General features: G+C 52.2%; 19 protein-coding genes. 13 read left to right on the top strand and 6 right to left on the bottom strand.

Going from position 1 to position 17,260, the window contains the following annotated elements:
- The first annotated feature begins 130 nt into the window (after positions 1-130).
- Positions 131-1,252, top strand: coding sequence for a glycosyltransferase family 2 protein (locus NSU14_RS18080; protein ID WP_340946591.1), 1,122 nt, complete (start codon positions 131-133; stop codon positions 1,250-1,252).
- Between the two features lie 104 nt (positions 1,253-1,356).
- Here NSU14_RS18080 and NSU14_RS18075 read toward each other — a convergent pair whose 3' ends face one another.
- Positions 1,357-2,700, bottom strand: coding sequence for a glycoside hydrolase family 30 protein (locus NSU14_RS18075; RefSeq protein ID WP_340946589.1), 1,344 nt, complete (start codon positions 2,698-2,700; stop codon positions 1,357-1,359).
- Between the two features lie 137 nt (positions 2,701-2,837).
- Between NSU14_RS18075 and NSU14_RS18070 the strand changes: the two genes are divergently transcribed.
- Positions 2,838-3,632 carry an AraC family transcriptional regulator gene (locus tag NSU14_RS18070; protein WP_171719718.1) on the top strand — a complete coding sequence of 265 codons (795 nt, stop codon included), beginning with the start codon at positions 2,838-2,840 and terminating at the stop codon, positions 3,630-3,632.
- A gap of 138 nt (positions 3,633-3,770) precedes the next feature.
- Here the strand turns inward: NSU14_RS18070 and NSU14_RS18065 are convergent, their stop codons facing one another.
- On the bottom strand, positions 3,771-4,532 hold the full coding sequence (locus NSU14_RS18065; protein ID WP_340946586.1) for an SGNH/GDSL hydrolase family protein: 762 nt from the start codon (positions 4,530-4,532) through the stop codon (positions 3,771-3,773).
- Positions 4,533-4,716: 184 nt separating this feature from the next.
- Between NSU14_RS18065 and NSU14_RS18060 the strand changes: the two genes are divergently transcribed.
- The 4 genes from NSU14_RS18060 to NSU14_RS18045 all read left to right on the top strand — a co-directional run bounded on the left by NSU14_RS18060 (position 4,717) and on the right by NSU14_RS18045 (position 7,504).
- Positions 4,717-5,121 (top strand): hypothetical protein, encoded by a 405-nt coding sequence (locus NSU14_RS18060; RefSeq protein ID WP_042136084.1) that lies wholly within the window; start codon positions 4,717-4,719, stop codon positions 5,119-5,121.
- A gap of 6 nt (positions 5,122-5,127) precedes the next feature.
- Entirely contained in the window at positions 5,128-5,526 is a 399-nt protein-coding gene (locus NSU14_RS18055; RefSeq protein ID WP_042136085.1) for a hypothetical protein, read from the top strand.
- Between the two features lie 357 nt (positions 5,527-5,883).
- Positions 5,884-6,255, top strand: a complete 372-nt coding sequence (locus NSU14_RS18050; RefSeq protein ID WP_042136087.1) for a hypothetical protein — start codon at positions 5,884-5,886, stop codon at positions 6,253-6,255.
- Positions 6,256-6,271: 16 nt separating this feature from the next.
- Positions 6,272-7,504, top strand: a complete 1,233-nt coding sequence (locus NSU14_RS18045; protein ID WP_340946583.1) for an exo-alpha-sialidase — start codon at positions 6,272-6,274, stop codon at positions 7,502-7,504.
- Between the two features lie 94 nt (positions 7,505-7,598).
- On the opposite strand, the gene NSU14_RS18040 is transcribed toward NSU14_RS18045, so the two are convergent.
- Together NSU14_RS18040 and NSU14_RS18035 are read right to left on the bottom strand one after the other, a co-directional pair.
- Positions 7,599-8,702 (bottom strand): glycosyltransferase family 4 protein, encoded by a 1,104-nt coding sequence (locus tag NSU14_RS18040; protein ID WP_063779794.1) that lies wholly within the window; start codon positions 8,700-8,702, stop codon positions 7,599-7,601.
- Positions 8,703-8,979: 277 nt separating this feature from the next.
- On the bottom strand, positions 8,980-9,792 hold the full coding sequence (locus tag NSU14_RS18035) for a sugar phosphate isomerase/epimerase family protein (protein ID WP_256703975.1): 813 nt from the start codon (positions 9,790-9,792) through the stop codon (positions 8,980-8,982).
- A gap of 123 nt (positions 9,793-9,915) precedes the next feature.
- On the opposite strand from NSU14_RS18035, the gene NSU14_RS18030 reads away from it, so the two are divergent.
- Together NSU14_RS18030 and NSU14_RS18025 are read left to right on the top strand one after the other, a co-directional pair.
- Positions 9,916-10,875 carry an acetylxylan esterase gene (locus NSU14_RS18030; protein WP_076246649.1) on the top strand — a complete coding sequence of 320 codons (960 nt, stop codon included), beginning with the start codon at positions 9,916-9,918 and terminating at the stop codon, positions 10,873-10,875.
- Between the two features lie 113 nt (positions 10,876-10,988).
- Positions 10,989-11,363 (top strand): YkvA family protein, encoded by a 375-nt coding sequence (locus tag NSU14_RS18025; RefSeq protein ID WP_340946580.1) that lies wholly within the window; start codon positions 10,989-10,991, stop codon positions 11,361-11,363.
- Positions 11,364-11,408: 45 nt separating this feature from the next.
- On the opposite strand, the gene NSU14_RS18020 is transcribed toward NSU14_RS18025, so the two are convergent.
- A complete protein-coding gene (locus tag NSU14_RS18020) occupies positions 11,409-11,810 on the bottom strand; it encodes a winged helix-turn-helix transcriptional regulator (protein WP_076246647.1) in 402 nt (133 codons plus the stop codon).
- 149 nt (positions 11,811-11,959) lie between these two features.
- Here NSU14_RS18020 and NSU14_RS18015 point away from each other — a divergent pair, with 149 nt between their 5' ends.
- The 3 genes from NSU14_RS18015 to NSU14_RS18005 all read left to right on the top strand — a co-directional run bounded on the left by NSU14_RS18015 (position 11,960) and on the right by NSU14_RS18005 (position 13,973).
- Positions 11,960-12,646 (top strand): NAD(P)H-dependent oxidoreductase, encoded by a 687-nt coding sequence (locus NSU14_RS18015; RefSeq protein ID WP_336103024.1) that lies wholly within the window; start codon positions 11,960-11,962, stop codon positions 12,644-12,646.
- 224 nt (positions 12,647-12,870) lie between these two features.
- Positions 12,871-13,287, top strand: a complete 417-nt coding sequence (locus tag NSU14_RS18010; protein ID WP_340946577.1) for a CidA/LrgA family protein — start codon at positions 12,871-12,873, stop codon at positions 13,285-13,287.
- Positions 13,284-13,973, top strand: a complete 690-nt coding sequence (locus NSU14_RS18005) for an LrgB family protein (RefSeq protein ID WP_039297246.1) — start codon at positions 13,284-13,286, stop codon at positions 13,971-13,973. Before NSU14_RS18010 ends, NSU14_RS18005 begins: the two co-directional genes overlap by 4 nt.
- 9 nt (positions 13,974-13,982) lie before the next feature.
- On the opposite strand, the gene arfA is transcribed toward NSU14_RS18005, so the two are convergent.
- Positions 13,983-15,491, bottom strand: a complete 1,509-nt coding sequence (gene arfA / locus NSU14_RS18000) for an arabinosylfuranosidase ArfA (RefSeq protein ID WP_336103026.1) — start codon at positions 15,489-15,491, stop codon at positions 13,983-13,985.
- A gap of 162 nt (positions 15,492-15,653) precedes the next feature.
- On the opposite strand from arfA, the gene NSU14_RS17995 reads away from it, so the two are divergent.
- Entirely contained in the window at positions 15,654-16,556 is a 903-nt protein-coding gene (locus NSU14_RS17995; protein WP_340946574.1) for an ArsR/SmtB family transcription factor, read from the top strand.
- A 117-nt stretch (positions 16,557-16,673) separates the two neighbouring features.
- Positions 16,674-17,216: a hypothetical protein gene (locus tag NSU14_RS17990; protein WP_340946572.1), complete on the top strand. Its 543-nt coding sequence runs from the start codon at positions 16,674-16,676 to the stop codon at positions 17,214-17,216.
- The last annotated feature ends 44 nt before the right edge of the window (positions 17,217-17,260 follow it).

The raw sequence follows: 17,260 nt of genomic DNA, 5'->3' as shown, positions 1-17,260 counted from the left end.
CCGGAAAGTTTCTTTTGTGCTGAATAAAATTATATAGGGGGCATTAAGGGCGGCAGATTGGGTAGGAACGGGAGTTCCAATTGGAGGGGGCTGCATATTTATATAAGAGGATAACGATTAGGAGGCTGCCATGATAGAAATCAGCTTATGCATGATTGTCCGCAATGAAGAGAAGAGCCTGCCACGCTGCCTTACTTCCATTGGAGCGATTGCGGATGAGATTATCATTGTGGATACAGGCTCGACGGACAGAACCAAGGAGATTGCGGAAACCTTCGGAGCGGTGATATATGATTTTACCTGGATCGAAGATTTCTCTGCTGCCCGCAATTTCGCCTTCAGTAAGGCGACCAAGGAATACATCTTCTGGTTGGATGCGGATGATTATCTGAAGGATGAGGATCATGCGCGGCTCAGGGAGCTGAAGCACGCCCTGCCGGAGAATGTGGACAGTGTGAACATGCAGTATAATCTTGCTTTTGACGGGGAGGGGAAGGTCGTTACGTCCCTGCGGCGCAATCGGCTGGTCCGCCGGTCCTGCGGGTTCAAATGGATCGGCCCGGTGCATGAATACCTCGAGGTATACGGCCCTTCTTACAGCAGTGACGTCTGTATTACCCATGAGAAAGACAAAGCGTATACCGACCGCAACTTGCGGATCTATCGCAAGCGGGTGGCTGAGGGGGAAGCCTTCTCTCCGCGCGATCAATATTATTATGCCAATGAGCTGCGCGATCATGGAAATCACGGAGAAGCCTGCCAATATTACGAGCTGTTCCTGAACGGAGGGCAAGGCTGGATTGAAGATAACATTCAGGCCTGCCTGCGGCTTGGCGAATGCCGGGAGCGGATGGGTGACAAGGAAGCGGCATTCGCTGCGATCACCCGGACGCTGCAGTACGATTCCCCGCGTGCCGAGTTCTGCTGCCGGCTCGGTGCCTGGCACGTGGAGCAGGGACAGCTTCACCCGGCTATCTACTGGTATGAGCTCGCTGTTATGCTGCCGCGGCAGACAGAGTCTATGGGCGTGAAGAATGAAGCCTTCGCCACCTGGATTCCGAATCTGCAGCTTGCGCTCTGCTACGACCGGCTGGGCCAGCATGAACGGGCTAATATGTTCAATGAAACGGCACTGCGTCACCTTCCCAGTCATCCCAGTATGCTGTATAACCGGACCTACTTCCAGAAGCTCCTGGGGGACAAATATGTTTCGCTTCAGCCGCAGGAGACCGCCGGGGAGAAGAAGGAATAGCAGGGTTACTTGACAGCGGTACAGAAGCGGCGAATAAATGCAGACCGGCCAAATGAATAAAGGCGCTCCTCAAGCCGTAGCTTGGGAGCGCCTTTATGTGTTTTTTATTGGAACAGCAGGGTTTGAATCGCATGGGCCGGAATTGAACCCTCCGCCAGCTGATCCCGGAAATGCAGGGTGTATGGAAGCCCGCTGTCCGTGCGGTTAAGTACGACTACGGCATAAGTGCCGTCTGTATTGCGGAACGCCGTAGTTTCGAATTTGTCGGTATATCTGGAGGTGCCTACACGGACGGCGCCCGGACGGATATACTTGCTGAAATGCCCGATGTAATAGAACGAGCTCTCATAGATTACTTCATCCTTCAGGGTATCGCCGATAATCGGTGCATCGCAGAAGTTGCCTACATGATTCGGGCCGCCCTGCTCATCAAGGACGATATTCCAGTCCGTCCAGCTGGACATCCAGTTGTTCAGGTTGCCGATGATATCATGGCCGTAACGTTCACCGGTGTTCCAGGAGCCGAGGTGTACGCCGCCCTCCTGGCAGCCTTCGCTGAAGAACAGCTTTTTGTCAGGAAAACGCTCATGTACAGCGCTCAAGGCTTCGAAATGATCACCGGAATACCAGTGGAAGCAGATGCCCCAGATATATTTTGCCGCCTCCTGATCATTGAAAGCGGTCTTCGCCCGGTCATAGACCCGTTCTTTATTATGATCCCAGATCATGATTTTGACATGGCTGAGGCCGGCTGCTTCCAGGGCAGGACCGAGATAATCGCGTACGAAATCCTTCTCTTCTTCAGCGGTATAAATGCAGGAATCCCAGATCTGCTTGGCTTTGGCTTCATTCTGCACACTGACCGCCCAGATATCGATGCCGGCTTCAGCGTAAGCCTGAATGTATTTCACGAACAGATTAGCCCAGGCTTCCCGGTATTCCGGCTTCAGCTTGCCGCCGTTATTCATCTCGCCGTTCGTCTTCATGAAGGCCGGAGGGCTCCATGGGGAGGAGAACAGCCGGAAGCTCCCGCCCACAGCGTCAGCCGCGCGTTTGATTAACGGAAGTATCGACTCCTGATCTCTGGAGATATTGAAAGTAGCCAGCTCCGGGTCAACGCCATCTACATAAGCATAGTTGCCTGTTGAGAAGTCACAGCTCTGGATATGTGATCTGCACAGGGTGTAGCCGATTCCGTGCTCCGGATGGAAGTAGGCATCGATTATTTCCTGCTGCTTCTCCGGACTAAGCTTGGCCAGCGTGACTGCAGAGGCTTCCGTCAGCGCACCGCCGAAGCCTTCAATTTCCTGATATTCCAAATCCTCATAAATGTTAATTAACTCCATTTCCTTCTCTTCGGAATCGGGCCGGAAGGACAGAGGCTGTAATTCTGTTAACCGGTCACCGGTTTCTTTGGCTGTCTGGATCACGCGGACTGTAGTGCTCATAGGACTTATGTTACCTCCTGAAAGTTTGTAGGAATAGTCTCATTATAGAAGGTATTCCGCTGCACTTTGAAGAAACAATATGGTTAAGAACCTCAACGATCTGGTCATGAGGCAAGAGTAAGGAAGGGTGATCCAGGATGGGTACAACCGGTGTAGACATTCATCTCAGCTCATTTTCCCGGCATATCCAGCCGTTCTGGCATTTGTTCCGGGAAGGGCTGGATACCTATATCATCAGGCTCCAGGCAGAAGGGGAATGTGAAGCTCTGATAGACGGGGAGATGGTCACGGTGATGCCGGGTGATCTGCTGCTGTTCCGTCCCGGCGAGCTCTACGATCTGCGGATTGGCGAGAAAGAAAGTCCGCTGGGCTTCAGCGCAGACTACTATGTCATGTGTACAGGTGAATGGGTGGATGAGTGGTGGAACAAGCAGGTGAGGGCTAAGAAGTCCAGGATTGCCGAGGACAGCAAGCTGCATAGCATCTGGCAGCAATTAATTCTGGAAAAGCGGCGGATCGACGGAGGCAGCCCGGAGATTCTTGAGGCGCTGTTCAAGGCACTGTGCCTGCTGCTGGACCGGGCTATCGCCGAAGCGCCGGCCTCATCCTCCTCTTCACTCCTGCAGGGACTGAAGATCAAGAATTATGTGGAAGAGCATGCGACATCCTCCATCCGGCTGGAGGATGTGGCCCGCCACGCAGGAATCAGCGTCACCCGGGCGGTTCACCTGTTCAAGGAACAATTCGGGTATTCGGTGATGCAGTATGCGGTGCAGGTCCGTCTGGCGATGGCGCTTCGGCTGATGGACAACAGCAACTATACACTGGAGCGTATTGCGGAGGAGACCGGCTTCGGCAGCTATACCTACTTCCACCGGGTATTCCGGGAGCGGTACGGCGTTGCACCGGGAGTGTACCGGAGGCGTTCATAGCCTGTGAAGATGAAAAGGTGTGTCCCAATCCGCCATTACGTGGCTATGGCGGATTGGGACACACCTATGTATGTAGCCCGCAGGGGCTGCCCTGAAATTTCAGTTGTTTGCTTAACCTATATTCCGCTTGTCCGGTAATCAGTGTCCCGGCAACGCTGAGTTGTCCAGCAGAAGATGGGGCTCGCTTGTGCGGATGAAATCCATGACTTTGTCATAGATAATCCGGTGCCCCTCCCGGTTAGGGTGAATTCCGTCCCGGCAGATAAACTTGGTGTAATCCGGCTGCTGCAGGAATGCGCCCCGGACATCAATGATCTTGGTCTTGGTGCTCTCGGCGACCTTGATGATTGCGGAGTTGTACCGCTCCTGCCACCAGTAAATCTTGGTGACGCTGCCGAGGAATTTCATAATGTTCAGCTCGGTGTCCGGATTATTGCCGCTGACCCATTTGAAATAGTTGTCCGCATTCAGCGGGGGCAGACTCATCAGAATAGGCGTAATCCCCTGATTCTTCAGGTAATCAATCATATCCAGCAGCATCCGCTCGAACGCCGGGAAATCAGTTTTGGGGTTATGCTCTGCTTCGGGATTGCTTGCAATTTCTTCCCAGTGATAGTCGCAGTCATTGCCTCCGTATTCAATCAGTACCACATCCGGCTTGTCTTTTAGCACATCGCGTTTCAGATTGCCGAAGCCCTTCATCAGCGTATTGCCGAATCTGGCGGTATTACGCATAGCTCCCTTAAGCTTGCCCTGCAGCAGGGACACGTAGTTATCCTCCAGAATAACATACCTGCTTCTTGCTTCATCATAGACAACACCCTTGGAGATCGAATCTCCGCTGACCATGTATTTAAATTCAAGCCCCGTGGCTTCCTTCTGCTCTTCGTGCGAGTTCATTGTCCCACCTCCGATAACCCTAGTGTATATAGCTTTAGTGTAAACCATACATGGAGCAGTGACTATGCATAGATGTCATGGTTTCATGCGGGCCGATGATGTGCCGGAATGGTGTTAGTCCAATCAGTAAGTTAAATTCACCATATTATATACGAGATTGAATTTGTAACTGGGAGGTTAGGGGATGACCCAAATTATTGATTTCAGCAAAAGTTCACTTACCAGCTTCAGCCAAACGATTGCTATACCGGTTCTCGCTGCTCCGGCCAGCAATACGCTCACCCAGTTCGGGCTTGCGACTGCTCAAGGCGGGAGCGTACTGCTTAATGCTTCTATAGGTGTGCAAACCGTGTTAGGCAGTCCCAACCTGTTATTTACTATTTTGCGTGCAGGGGCGCCCGTATTCACACTCCGGACCACGGCGCTTAGCACCGGGCAATATGATCTGGTCAGTCTTTCTTATGTGGATGCCAGTCTTCCGGCAGGGTATTTCGCTTACACTTTAACGGTCTCACTTGTGAACTCCTCTGTTCAAAATGCTGTTAATCTGATTGGTCCCGTGGATTTCTCGGGCCTTTCCATGGTGTGAGCGAGAATGAACATTATTGATTTCGGCAAAAGTGTCCCGTCGAGCTTCAGTCAATCCGCCACTCTTCCCGTAATGAGTCTGCCAAACAGTACTGTCCTGGGACAATTCGGGGTATCCGTCGGCGCTAACGGTTTAGTACTGCTGGAAGCAACGTTTGGTCTGCAGAACAGTAGTCCCAATACTTCGGATCTGATCATTACAATTGTTCGTAATGCGGTACAGATATTCACTGCAAGGTCCAGCTCCTGGGCCGGGAGTAATTATGGAGCCATTCATCTAGAATTCACTGATAGTGGTATTCCCGCCGGTTACTATGGATATGCTCTCATTGCCTCCTCGATTAGCAGCATGAATCCGCCGACCATTATAGGCCCGCTTGTGTTCTCGGGGCTGTCGGTTTCTTAGCATAAAGCCGGGGATGGAGTTCCCCGGCTTTATTAGCTGATCACTCAACCTTGCCGTCGAAGCGGACTGAGAATCGCTTATATTGTTCATTGGAGCCCGAAATGCGGCGTAACGGGACCTATAAAGGATTCTCGGTCCGATTGGGCAGTGAAACCGCCTGATCTGCTCAAATAGGGGTTTCTCAGTCCTCCTCATTAGCCAATCACAACCTTCTTACATATATTTGCTCATTGGACAAATAACGGTCTACATATACATAGAAATGGAGAGATATGCAGCCTGTTGTTAAGAGAGGAGAAGAGAAAGGCTAATCATGAATGCTCTGCTTGACAGAAGCCGGGAAGGAGTACGGGAATTATGCCCTATACAACGGGAGCGGTATACAATCCGCCCGCCGGAACGTCACATATCGACCGGATTCAAATTTCCTGCCTGAATGATTCCATTATCGTAGCCATTAATATTAATCTGCAGATCTTTCATTTCATCGGCAGCAGCTTCACGCGGGTACCAGTGGGTGAGGCTTTGTTTCAAGTGGATCCCCAGCAGCTGGTTGTGCAGACGTATTCGGTGAATGCTGCTAACTATTACGAAGCACAGATCAACTTTTATAGTGCAGTCAACACAATCGTGAATGTATTTGCACTAGATGCTGCCGGAAATATCATCGAGCAAATCCTTCAGCCTGAGCTTACATACATTGACCGGTTGTCCATTATTCCTACTTGAAGTGAGGTGATATTTATTGGCGAATGTCAATATTACCGCAGGACTGCCAGGCAATCATATTGAGCCTTCAATCGCGGTTAATGAACTGGACCCTAATATTATGTGTGCGGTAGCGGTAGATTCCAGTACCGGTACAGCTTTGACCGGCTTCTACCGTTCCATAGACGGCGGAGCGACCTGGTCAGCGACAATTCTGCCGCAGGCTCCGGGATTTATGAGCGCGGAGGCACCGACAATTGATTATACGTTTCCGAATACGTTTATCGTCGCTGTCCACTTCTTTAATGAGTTCAATGACGGGACAATCGCAACGTATACCACCTTTGACAATGGGCTGACCTTCAATCCGCCGGTGATCGTCCAGCGGGGGTATGGCTTATACGTTCATAATGATGAACCCTTTCTTGCGGTCGACCGTTCTCCCTCCAGCCCGTACCGGGGTCATGCTTATGTGGGCTATACGCCGCTGTATTATTTGGCGACCAATGCCGCCATCTTCTTCCAGCGTTCGCTGGATCAGGGGTTGAGCTGGGAGCCGCCGCAGCGCATATCCGATCCAAGAGGCGACCTGGAACGGGCGGCTCTGATTGTCGGGCTTGCGGGCCAGGTATATGTGGGATATATCCAGCTCGGGCCAGGCCCGAAATACGCCTATATCCGGGTCTCCCAGGATGGAGGCGTCACGTTTAGTCCTCCTGTAACCCGGGGAGCTACCTTTCTGGCGAATACGGTCCCGGTACCTAGTCCGCTTCCGGTCCCGAACTATGCCTTCCGTGTACAGACGAATCTGGCCCTTGGAGCAGATATTTCACCCGGACCTTTCGGAGGTTTCGTATATGCGGTGTGGAATGATTTCCGGCTGGGCTATGCGGATATATTCTTCTCCCGCTCACCGGACGGCCTGCTATGGTCCCAGCCGGTCAGTATCACCGGCGCACCGCCGGGGTCGCAGAACTTCTCGCCTGCAATCACCGTTTCGCCGTCCAATGGAACGGTGCGGGTGATCTATTATACGAACCGGCTGAACGGCTTCCTGCTGGATGTGTTTGTGGCTGAATCCATCAACAGCGGCTTGTCCTTCGCGAACCGGAGAGTGTCCGATGTATCCACCAATCCGAATGGAAGCTCACCGATACCTTCAGTGCTGATTGGTGACTACATTACTGCGGCAACGATCTTTCCCGACACACTGGCGGCGGTGTGGAATGACACGCGGCTGGACAAACAGGATGTTATCTTCGGAAATTGAAGCATACTTTAAGCGGGTGCAGACATACAGAAGAGGTCCAACTCATGTGCTTCCAAGTTGGGCCTGTTTCTGTATTTCCGTGTCCGGAGCAGGATTACTTCCTGCGCAATCTGAAGCCGCCTAGTCTTTGCAGAAGCGCTGATTTGGGCGGAGTGTTTACTGGATTTCCAGTCAGGAAGCCAAGCGCGGTCTGCTCCATAATCCTGACACTGTTCTCCCAGGTCCAGGCCCGGGAATCGGCTTCCCCCCGGGAGGCAAGGCGGACACGGAGCGCAGGGTCCTGAATCAGCCGGATGACATCCTCCGCAATCCGGTTCTCGTACCGGTAGGACAGCAGGCAGTTCTCTTCGTGGCGGGCATATTCCAGATTCCCTCCCGAGTATACGGACACAAGCGCAGCACCGCAGCGCATGGCCTCAAGGCCCGGCAAAGATCCGGTATCGAAAATACTGGAGCTGACAAAAATATCGGCCCCGTTATAGTGATAGCAGAGTTCATCATCATTCAGGGGCGTGAAAAAGCGGTATTTGCCGCTGGCCTTCATTTTTTGCAGTGAATCCGAACTGTAGAACTCATCCGGCGGACTGATGAAATTGATATTTACCCCCGGAACATTATGCTTCACGATATCAAGCTGCTTCACCAGATAATCCTGTTCACGGTGCCAGGAGAAGCCGTTCTCCACTTTGCGCAGGATGGCGGTAATGTTCAGCGGCTCCTGAAGCTTGTGGCGGATATGCATATTTTGAAAAGAGGAGCTGATCCCTACAGGCACAATGCTTCCGCTAATGCCGTGACCAAGCTCAATTAACTCCTGCTGCCACTGGGACAGAACAATCAGCTTATCGGTGGTATGATAGGAGGGAAAGGATACCTCATTCTGCGGCAGAAACAGCGGTTCGTAACACAGGGACAGGCGGATATGGATGCCCTTGCCATTCTGGCTTGCAGCCTGTGATACCGGAACCGTTGTATAAAAATTCGAAACGATAATATCGCTGACCGGGAAATCGGATTCACGGAGCAGCGTATAATCGGTAATCAGCAGAGTGGAATGGACTTCATAAGAAACATCGCCTCCAAGCGGCATGAGGATCACCACCTGATGCCCTCTGGCAGTAAGACCATTCGTGAGCTCCACGAGCATGCGTTGTGCCCCGCCATGGCATAAGGTAAGAATGGGGAAAGTGAATCTCATGTATGATCCCTTCCTTTCTGGCTCGAGAATCGCTTGCGAACCTGCGGTATGTATACTATTTTATTCAGCAGTTAGCGAAAAGTACCGGATATACGGCGTATTTGCAGCAAATGGGGGTTATGGAGTGAGGCTCAGGAATGGAGGGCTACAGCTGGAGTATATAAAAAATACTGGCCGGTACAGCAGAGGGATCACCCCTGACATACCGGCCGGATTGTAGCGCTGCCAAAGTCACTGCAGGAGGATGAAGCACGTCTCCTGAACTGGCAGCTTATGATTAGTGGCGCAGATTGCGCAGCAGGGTAACAGTGTCCTTAATATCTATGCCAGTTACTTCTTCCAGCGAAACGTCGATCATCGGCTTGTGTGCCTCCAGCTTGTTCAGGAACTCTGTGGTGTGGAACAGCCCTTGCCCTGAAGCGCCATGGCGGATCCGGGTTCCGTCCTTATAGATATCCTTGAGATGGGCCAGAATGATCCGGTCGCCGAACAGGCTGAATGCACTGTCTACGATCTCATCCTGCAGATGCACCTCTTCGCCAATCAGGTTGCAAGGGTCCAGTACCACACCGATGGAGCTGGAAGGAACCTCGTCGAGGATACGGCGCATTTTGGCCGGAGAGGACAGCGTATGGGTGCAGACTCCTTCAAGCGCCAGGAATACACCCCATTTCTCGGCTTCCTCTGCCAGCTCCTCGACCGTTGCCTTGAGGGCGTCCCAGCCGATTTCTTCATACCGGTAAGGATCGAATTCCTGAAAAGTCGTCAATGCGCCGGTCTCTGTAGCGACCATAGGTGCACCGAACTGGCGGGCATAACGCAAATGCTCCTTGAAACGGTCAATCTCTACCCGCCGGATGGCAGGATCGGGATGAATGGGGTTGATATAGCAGCCAAGTACGCCAATGCGGATGCCGGCTTTGTCGAACTGCTCACCGATATAGGAGGCCAGGCCGGGGCTCAGCTTGCCGGGAGACAGATCGATATCCTGAATGGCTTTGGCCAGGGCGAGCTGTACGAAGTCAATATCGTAGGTCTGTAGAGTGGCGGTCAATTCTTTGAGCGGCAGGCAGCCCGCTGTATGTGCCAAGGTTCCGTAACGAATGAATAACATCTCCTTTGGAATTCTATGGATTTATATTTATAATATTAAATGCGCTTACAGTGTCTTGCAATGATAAAGAAGTTTATGAGAAACAGGAGGAACCGATGAATGAATGCTATTGAGCAACGCAAACAGGAGCTTGAGAATTGCCGTCCAGAGCCTACGCTGGACCCGGAAACGATTGACGAATTCTGGAATGATCTGCTCGCCGAAGATGAGGAACTGCCGCTGGATGTTACAATAATCCCTGAAGAAACTCCATATCCGGGCATGGAGGTTAGCAAAGTAAGCTATACAGGTTATGGGGAAACGACCATCCATGCCTGGTACATCCGGCCTGCTGCTGACACAAGTGAGCGGGGAGATCTGCCGTGTATTGTTACGTTTCCCGGTTACACCGGCGACCGGGGGTATCCGGAACGGTATGCTCACTTTCTAATGCTTGGCTATGCTGTACTCGCGGTGGATGTGCGTGGACAACTGGGAGAGACCGGCAATCTGCTGCCGCAGGAAGAAGGTATAGTCAGAGGCTGGATCACCCAGGGGCTGCTGGAGAAGGAACGTTCCTATTATGTGGCTGTAGCGATAGATACGGTTCGTGCCATTGAGACCGCAGCGCAGCTGCCGGGTGTTGATCCCGAGCGTATTGCCATTACCGGGGGAAGCCAGGGAGGCGGGATTGCGCTGTTGGCCGGGGCACTGAGCCGCCGGGTTGCTGCAGTGGCTGCAGACATTCCGAATCTCTGCCGCCTGGACTTCGGAGTGCTGAATTCAACCAGCTCTCTCACAGAGATTGCCGATTACCTGAAGCGCTATCCGGAGCATCTGGAGCGGGTGCTGCAGAACCTGGCTTATTTCGATATTGTTAATCTGGCGCACCGGTTCACCGTACCAGTTCTGATGTCCGCAGGCTGGAAGGATACTGTGTGCATGCCGGAGACCATCTATGCTGCCTATAACCGTATCGGGTCACCCAAGCAGATGATGGATTATCCGTTCTCCGGGCATGAGGTCAGCGAATACCAGCGCAGGCAGACGGTACTCTTTTTCCGGGAGCATCTGGGTTAAAAGATTAGTTACCGGAAGGCTGATTAGCGGCGGGTGATTGGTGTAAAGGTTATAATGAAGGTGCTAAGCTGTCAGAATGCGAAGGCAGCCTAAGGAAAGGGAGGGAATGGCAGATGAATAAGGATGGAGACAAGCTTCCCGCGGAACTGGTCGTGGAGAATTTCGAATACAGCCAGAAGAATGAGCAGCTGGTGAAGAAGAGCTTCTGGAGCAAAACGAGGAAAGCGGCGGGCAAAATCCCGTTCACCAAAGATGCGGTTGCCATGTATTACTGCGCCATTGATGCCAAAACCCCGTTATGGGCCAAAGGCATAGCCTTCGGCGCGCTGGCCTATTTCATTTCACCCATTGACGCGATTCCCGATGTGCTGATCGGACTCGGTTTCACGGATGATGCAGCGGTCATTGCCGCAGGCATCCGGGCGATTGCCGGACAGGTGAAGGAGGAGCATAAGCAGAAAGCCGAGAATTTTTTTGAACAACCGTGAGGTAACGGTACAAAAAAAGTGCAGCGGGTTGCTGCACCGGATTCATTATGCTTCTTCCTCTAAATGTCCATTTCCAGGAGGGCAGCGGTCTGCGGATTGCTGCTTCGCCTGGTATTCTGTGCCCCAATCCCTCATCAGCTTAATGATCGGAATCAGCGTCCGGCCAAATTCGGTCAGCGAATATTCAACCTTCGGCGGAACCTGATGATACACCTCGCGGTGAACCACGCCATCCTCCTCCAGCTCACGGAGCTGAAGTGTCAGCATACGCTGCGTGATGCCGGGACAGATCCGGCGGAACTCGTTGAAGCGTTTCGTTGAATCCATCATATGGTATAAAAGCACACCCTTCCACTTGCCTCCGATGACGTCGAGGGTGAATTCAACAGGACAAGCGGCGCCCTGGCCGTCCGGACAAGCTCCGAAACCGCCTTTACGGTCACGCATAACCGAACACGCTCCTTAAGTATCATTTTGTATACTACATAACAAAAATGTGCGTACTTCACGAATGGTTATCTATCCACTACTATAAGCATGTGAGCAGGATAACGTCAATTCCAACCTGAAGGATACACTGAAAGGGAGTATGTGAAATGGATACTACAGTAAAAGAAACCGCAACAACCAAGCAGGAAATTCTGGCCGCCTATGCATACAGACACGCTACCAAGGTATTCGACAGCAGCAGAAAGATCAGCGATGAGGATTTCGGGTTCATCCTGGAAACAGGCCGCCTGTCACCGAGCTCCTTCGGCTTCGAGCCCTGGAAATTCGTTATTGTCCAGAGTATGGACATCCGTGAGAAGCTGCTTCCTTATGCCTGGGGTGCACAGAAGCAGCTGCCGACAGCAAGCCATTTCATGCTGATTCTCGCAAGACTGCCGCGTGATATGGCTGCAGATTCGGAGTATATTCAGGGCATAATGCGGGATGTGCAGAGTCTGCCGCCGGAGGTTGCCGAGGGTAAGCGGAAGGTCTATGATGTGTTCCTGAAATCCGATTTCGGACTGGAAGGCAATGAGCGGGCGATATTTGAATGGGGTGCACGGCAGACCTATCTGGCTCTGGGGAATATGATGACTGCTGCGGCGCAGATTGGCATCGACTCCTGTCCGATTGAAGGCTTCGACAAGGCAAAGATCGAGCAGGTGCTTACAGAGGAAGGGATAATGGACCCGGCACATTTCGGAATTGCCTGCATGGCGGCCTTTGGTTACCGGGTTAATGAGCCGCGCGGCAAAACCCGTCAAACGGCCGGGCAGGTGATTCAGTGGGTCTAAACGCAGCCGCTTCAGCAATTTAGGCGAAGTGTGAGCCAATTAAAAACAGATGCCATCCTTATAAGGGCGGCATCTGTTTTTTTTGACGATTTATGAAAATACATAGAAGCTTCGAAAAAAGTTTGAAAACTTGCTGAAAATTCTGATACTCTTAATAAGTCAGCTTGTTACTAACAACAGGCTGCTTGTGACCGCCATTTCAAGATTGAAGGGATTCCTGCAATATGAAAATCATCCGCGTTATCGCTGAAGTCTGCTTGCTGTATATGTTCTTCCTGGCCGGAGATTACTTGCAAAAACTGCTGCATCTGCCGGTTCCGGGCAGTATCGTAGGGCTGCTGCTGCTATTCGTCCTGCTGCTGCTCAAGATTGTTCCGGTGAAGCTGATCGAGAACGGCTCATCCTTTATTCTGGCTTATCTTCCCATGTTCTTCATCCCGGCAACCGCAGGCATTATGAACCATCTGGATATCTTCAGCGGAAGAGGGCTTCTCCTGATTGGCATTCTGGTGGTCAGCAGTGTACTGACCATGGTCGTCACGGCACATTCCAGCCAGTGGATTGCCAGCCGCAGCGCCAAAAGGCTGACACGCCGGACGTATCGTGCGCACAGCCTGCAAGGGAAGGGGAAGGAAGCATGAGAATTCTGCTGGCCGTTGGGTTTGTCCTGATGAATGTTCTGATCTATCTCTTCATGTCCATGTTATACAAACGCTACCGTCTTCCTGTCCTGCTGCCGGCACTGACCGCAACGTTCACTGTTGTCGTGCTGCTCATGGGCTTCCATATCTCTTATGAGACTTATATGATCGGCGGCGACTGGATTAACCGCCTGCTTGGACCGGCGGTTGTATCTCTGGCCTATCCGCTGTACAAACAGCGTCACGTACTGTGGAAGAATCTCCCGGCCGTCCTTGGCGGAACGGTGACCGGACTGCTCGTCGGAATGTTCAGCGGTCTGCTGCTGGCAGCCGGACTCGGCTTCTCCAAGCTGTATGTGCTCTCCATCCTGCCCAAGTCAATCACAACCGCTGTAGCCATCCAGATCTCCAGCAATCTCGGCGGGGATTCCTCGCTTACCTCCGTATTCGTAATGATCGCCGGATTCACAGGGGCCATCGGCGGGCCGTATATTATTAAGCTGTTCAGAATCCGCGGCGAGTCCGGCATCGGCATCGGCCTGGGAACAGCTTCCCACGCCCTTGGCACAGCCAAAGCCCTGGAGTACGGTGAGCAGTCGGTGTCCATGAGCTCTGTGGCCATGACGGTATGCGCCATTGTCGGCTCCATTGCCGGACCGTTCGTTGCCTGGATCATGTACCATTAATGCAAGGTATTACCCGTTGACACGCAGCCGGATAACATTCCACGAAGCTGCCGGAAGCAGGGCGCTTACACGTCCGCCGTCTGCGGTCGCTGTTCCGCGGTTGTGCGGGAGCACATTCGCCGGGTTCGAGCGGGTGTTCGCCGCTTGGAGATCCTCATGCTCAAGGATGGTATGCTGAATCACCTCAACGGCACCGAAGCTGCGCAGATCGACTGTCAGCTCCATGCCTTCGCCCAGATGACGATTGACAGCAAAGACGGTAACCTCGTTCACCTCTTCGTTAAATACACTGACCGCTTCCAGATAAGGGACGTCGGTGAAATCCCGGGAATCATATTTCGGACTGGTAATCAGCGGGTGCAGCACCGTTCCCCGGCCATAGATTGAAGCGTGCATGTAAGGATAATACGTGGTCTGCAGCCAGAGGGGCCCCCCGTTCTCAGTCATAATAGGGGCAATGACATTGATCAGCTGGGCAATGCAGGCCATCTTCACCCGGTCCGCATGCTTCAGCAGGCTGATCAGGCAGCAGCCTACCACAAGTGCATCCTCAAGATTATAGACATCCTCGAACTCCGGCGGGGCAATTTCCCAATGCTGCTGCGCGCGGCTGGTCCCCTGCGTTTTCCACACATTCCATTCGTCCAGAGACAGATAAATCTTTTTCTTGCTTTTCTTCTTAGCCTTGATATAATCACATACTGCTGCTACGCTGTCGATGAACTGGTCCATATCGAGTGAGCGTGCCAGGAAATTGGCCGTGTCTCCATCATTATTGTTGTAATAGGTATGCAGGGAGAGGAAATCTACGTTATCGTAAGTGAGATCCAGCACGGTTGCTTCCCATTCGGCAAAAGTATTCATGGAGCTGCCCGAGCTGCCGCAGGCGACAAGCTCCAGGGTAGGGTCAACCCAGCGCATGGCTTTGGCGGTTTCATTCGCGAGTCTGCCGTATTCGACGGCTGTTTTGGCTCCGATCTGCCACGGGCCGTCCATTTCGTTGCCCAGGCACCAGGTGCGGAAATTGTGGGGAGCCTGATACCCGTGGGAGATCCGCAAATCGCTCCAGTAGGAACCGGAAGGGTGGTTGCAGTATTCCACGAGGTTTCTTGCGGCATCGATCCCGCGGGTGCCCAGATTGACCGCCATCATGACCTCTGAACCGGCCTGCTTGGCCCAATCGGCAAATTCATTGGTACCCATCTGGTTCGTCTCTGTAGTCCACCAGGCTAATTCAAGAGAGCGCTTACGACTCTCCTTGGGACCTACGCCGTCTTCCCAGTTATAACCCGAGACAAAGTTACCTCCGGGATAACGGATGATCGGCACGCGGAGAGCCCGGATGGCCTGCAGGGCATCACCCCGAAAACCGTTAGCGTCTGCGGTAGGATGTCCCGGCTCATAAATCCCGCCATAAACGGCCCGGCCCAGATGCTCGATGAACGATCCGTACAGTCTCGGGTCTACCTCGGCCAGCTTGAAGTCCTTGTCGACAATCATCTTGGATTGAATGCTCATTGTGTTAAGCTCCTTTTGTAGTGAAGTCATATTACGATTAATGAAAATATTAATCTAGTATCCTGAATTATGATTCCATCATACGAATTACAGCGTCTACTAAGCAATGAAAATATTTAGGATTAATAAAAATGCTAATTCAAAGAGTGCGGAGGTTAGAGGATGTATTTAACAACGGATTCCGAATCGCTGAAGGTATATGAAGCATTAGCCAGTGAAGTGCGGCTGCGGATCATTGATCTGCTCAGCGTGCGGGAGATGCATATCAAGGAAATCGCTGCCCGGCTGTATCTAAGCAGCGCCATTGTCAGCTCCCATGTGTCCAAGCTCCAAAAGGCAGGCATCGTCAGCTCCCAAATGAAGCGGATTGATGGCGGCACGTATAAATACTGCTCGCTTTCCGCTAATTTTCTGCAGATTAAATTGTCCGGAGCCAAAGGCATTGCCCGGAAGGTGGTTGAGGTCTCCGTGCCGGTGGGGCATTATACCGATCTTCAGGCTTCACCGACCTGCGGCATTGCCACCACCGAGAAGCTAATCGGATATTATGATGATCCGCGTTATTTCCTGGACCCGGAGCGGGTCGATGCCGGAATTCTCTGGTTCGCCAAAGGCTACGCCGAATATAAGGTGCCGAACTATCTGTTCATGGACCAGACGGTACAGGAGATTGAGATTTCGATGGAGGTCGGCTCGGAAGCGCCGCACGTCAATGAGAAATGGCCTTCAGACATTGCGTTTACGATGAACGGAATTCCGCTTGGCAAATGGACCAGTCCCGGTGATTTCGGTGTGCAGCGCGGAAGGCTGACTCCGGCCTGGTGGAATTCCGATGTGAACCAGTATGGGTTGCTGAAGGTGCTGAGGATTAATGCAGGGGGAACTTACATAGACGGCCAGCAGATTTCTGCAGTCACCATTGATGAAGTAGGCTGGCAGCAGGACCAGTGGAGCTTCAGGTTAACTGCAGAAGACACCACCCGAAGGCGGGGCGGTTTAACCTTGTTCGGACGCGGGTTCGGGAATTACGAGCAGGATATTGTTTTTCGCGTGTATTACGAATAGTGAAACTGTATGGATGAAGAGTATGCTGAGTGATAAAATATCTTGCCCGCCGCAAAGAGCTTATTTATTGTTAAATAATGGTCTCTGCGAAGCTTTTTACAGGGGATGTGTGCCGGTTTGAGACAATTGCTCTACGGCTGTATTGCTGTATTTATTCTGGCAGGAATTATTGCTTACGGCTTCCTGAGTGCACCCAAGGTGGTCCGGCTGGACCGGGAAATGCAGGTAACCGCCTATAAGCTGCAGGATGCGGGTTATGAGAAGACAGTAACTGTAACACTGAAAGGTGCTTATGCCGAAAAAACCCGGTCCTACACCGGCAAGCTTGCTGTTAACGGGGTTCAGTATGAATACTGTGAGTTGAATTCGGAGCTGGGGTTCATGATCTGTGCCGTGGAGGCCGCGCGGGGTGAAATTAAAGTATTGGGTCAGGTATTTGCAGATTCCGGCAGTATGGCATGGAGTCTTGCCCTGCAGAAGGGGGAGAAGGCACCCGGTTATGCTAGTAACAGCTTCTACTATGCAATTTACGGGGAAGATGATCCTGGTGATGACAGCATCATTCTCAGCTATCCGGCAGAAGACAGGAACTCAGCGATTCAGCAGTATGAGTCCCTGCAATCAGTCTGGCAGGATCAGTGGGAGCGCCGTGTGAAATAACCTCCAGCCAAAATGTTTGCAAAACAGGTCAACGGGTAACTATA

It is taken from the genome of Paenibacillus sp. FSL R10-2771 (assembly GCF_038000205.1).
In the GTDB taxonomy this organism is placed as follows: domain Bacteria; phylum Bacillota; class Bacilli; order Paenibacillales; family Paenibacillaceae; genus Paenibacillus_AQ; species Paenibacillus_AQ phytohabitans.
This window is presented reverse-complemented; position numbering and strand designations above follow the sequence as displayed.

Excerpts from the sequence above, each read along its gene's own strand:
- NSU14_RS18070 (WP_171719718.1), top strand. The coding sequence starts at position 2,838 with ATGGGTACAACCGGTGTAGACATTCATCTCAGCTCATTTTCCCGGCAT.
- NSU14_RS18055 (WP_042136085.1), top strand. The coding sequence starts at position 5,128 with ATGAACATTATTGATTTCGGCAAAAGTGTCCCGTCGAGCTTCAGTCAA.
- NSU14_RS18050 (WP_042136087.1), top strand. The coding sequence starts at position 5,884 with ATGCCCTATACAACGGGAGCGGTATACAATCCGCCCGCCGGAACGTCA.
- NSU14_RS17995 (WP_340946574.1), top strand. The coding sequence starts at position 15,654 with ATGTATTTAACAACGGATTCCGAATCGCTGAAGGTATATGAAGCATTA.
- NSU14_RS18080 (WP_340946591.1), top strand. The coding sequence starts at position 131 with ATGATAGAAATCAGCTTATGCATGATTGTCCGCAATGAAGAGAAGAGC.
- NSU14_RS18030 (WP_076246649.1), top strand. The coding sequence starts at position 9,916 with ATGAATGCTATTGAGCAACGCAAACAGGAGCTTGAGAATTGCCGTCCA.
- NSU14_RS18025 (WP_340946580.1), top strand. The coding sequence starts at position 10,989 with ATGAATAAGGATGGAGACAAGCTTCCCGCGGAACTGGTCGTGGAGAAT.
- NSU14_RS18005 (WP_039297246.1), top strand. The coding sequence starts at position 13,284 with ATGAGAATTCTGCTGGCCGTTGGGTTTGTCCTGATGAATGTTCTGATC.
- NSU14_RS18040 (WP_063779794.1), bottom strand. The coding sequence starts at position 8,702 with ATGAGATTCACTTTCCCCATTCTTACCTTATGCCATGGCGGGGCACAA.
- NSU14_RS18020 (WP_076246647.1), bottom strand. The coding sequence starts at position 11,810 with ATGCGTGACCGTAAAGGCGGTTTCGGAGCTTGTCCGGACGGCCAGGGC.
- NSU14_RS18065 (WP_340946586.1), bottom strand. The coding sequence starts at position 4,532 with ATGAACTCGCACGAAGAGCAGAAGGAAGCCACGGGGCTTGAATTTAAA.
- NSU14_RS18015 (WP_336103024.1), top strand. The coding sequence starts at position 11,960 with ATGGATACTACAGTAAAAGAAACCGCAACAACCAAGCAGGAAATTCTG.
- NSU14_RS18060 (WP_042136084.1), top strand. The coding sequence starts at position 4,717 with ATGACCCAAATTATTGATTTCAGCAAAAGTTCACTTACCAGCTTCAGC.
- NSU14_RS18010 (WP_340946577.1), top strand. The coding sequence starts at position 12,871 with ATGAAAATCATCCGCGTTATCGCTGAAGTCTGCTTGCTGTATATGTTC.
- arfA (WP_336103026.1), bottom strand. The coding sequence starts at position 15,491 with ATGAGCATTCAATCCAAGATGATTGTCGACAAGGACTTCAAGCTGGCC.
- NSU14_RS18075 (WP_340946589.1), bottom strand. The coding sequence starts at position 2,700 with ATGAGCACTACAGTCCGCGTGATCCAGACAGCCAAAGAAACCGGTGAC.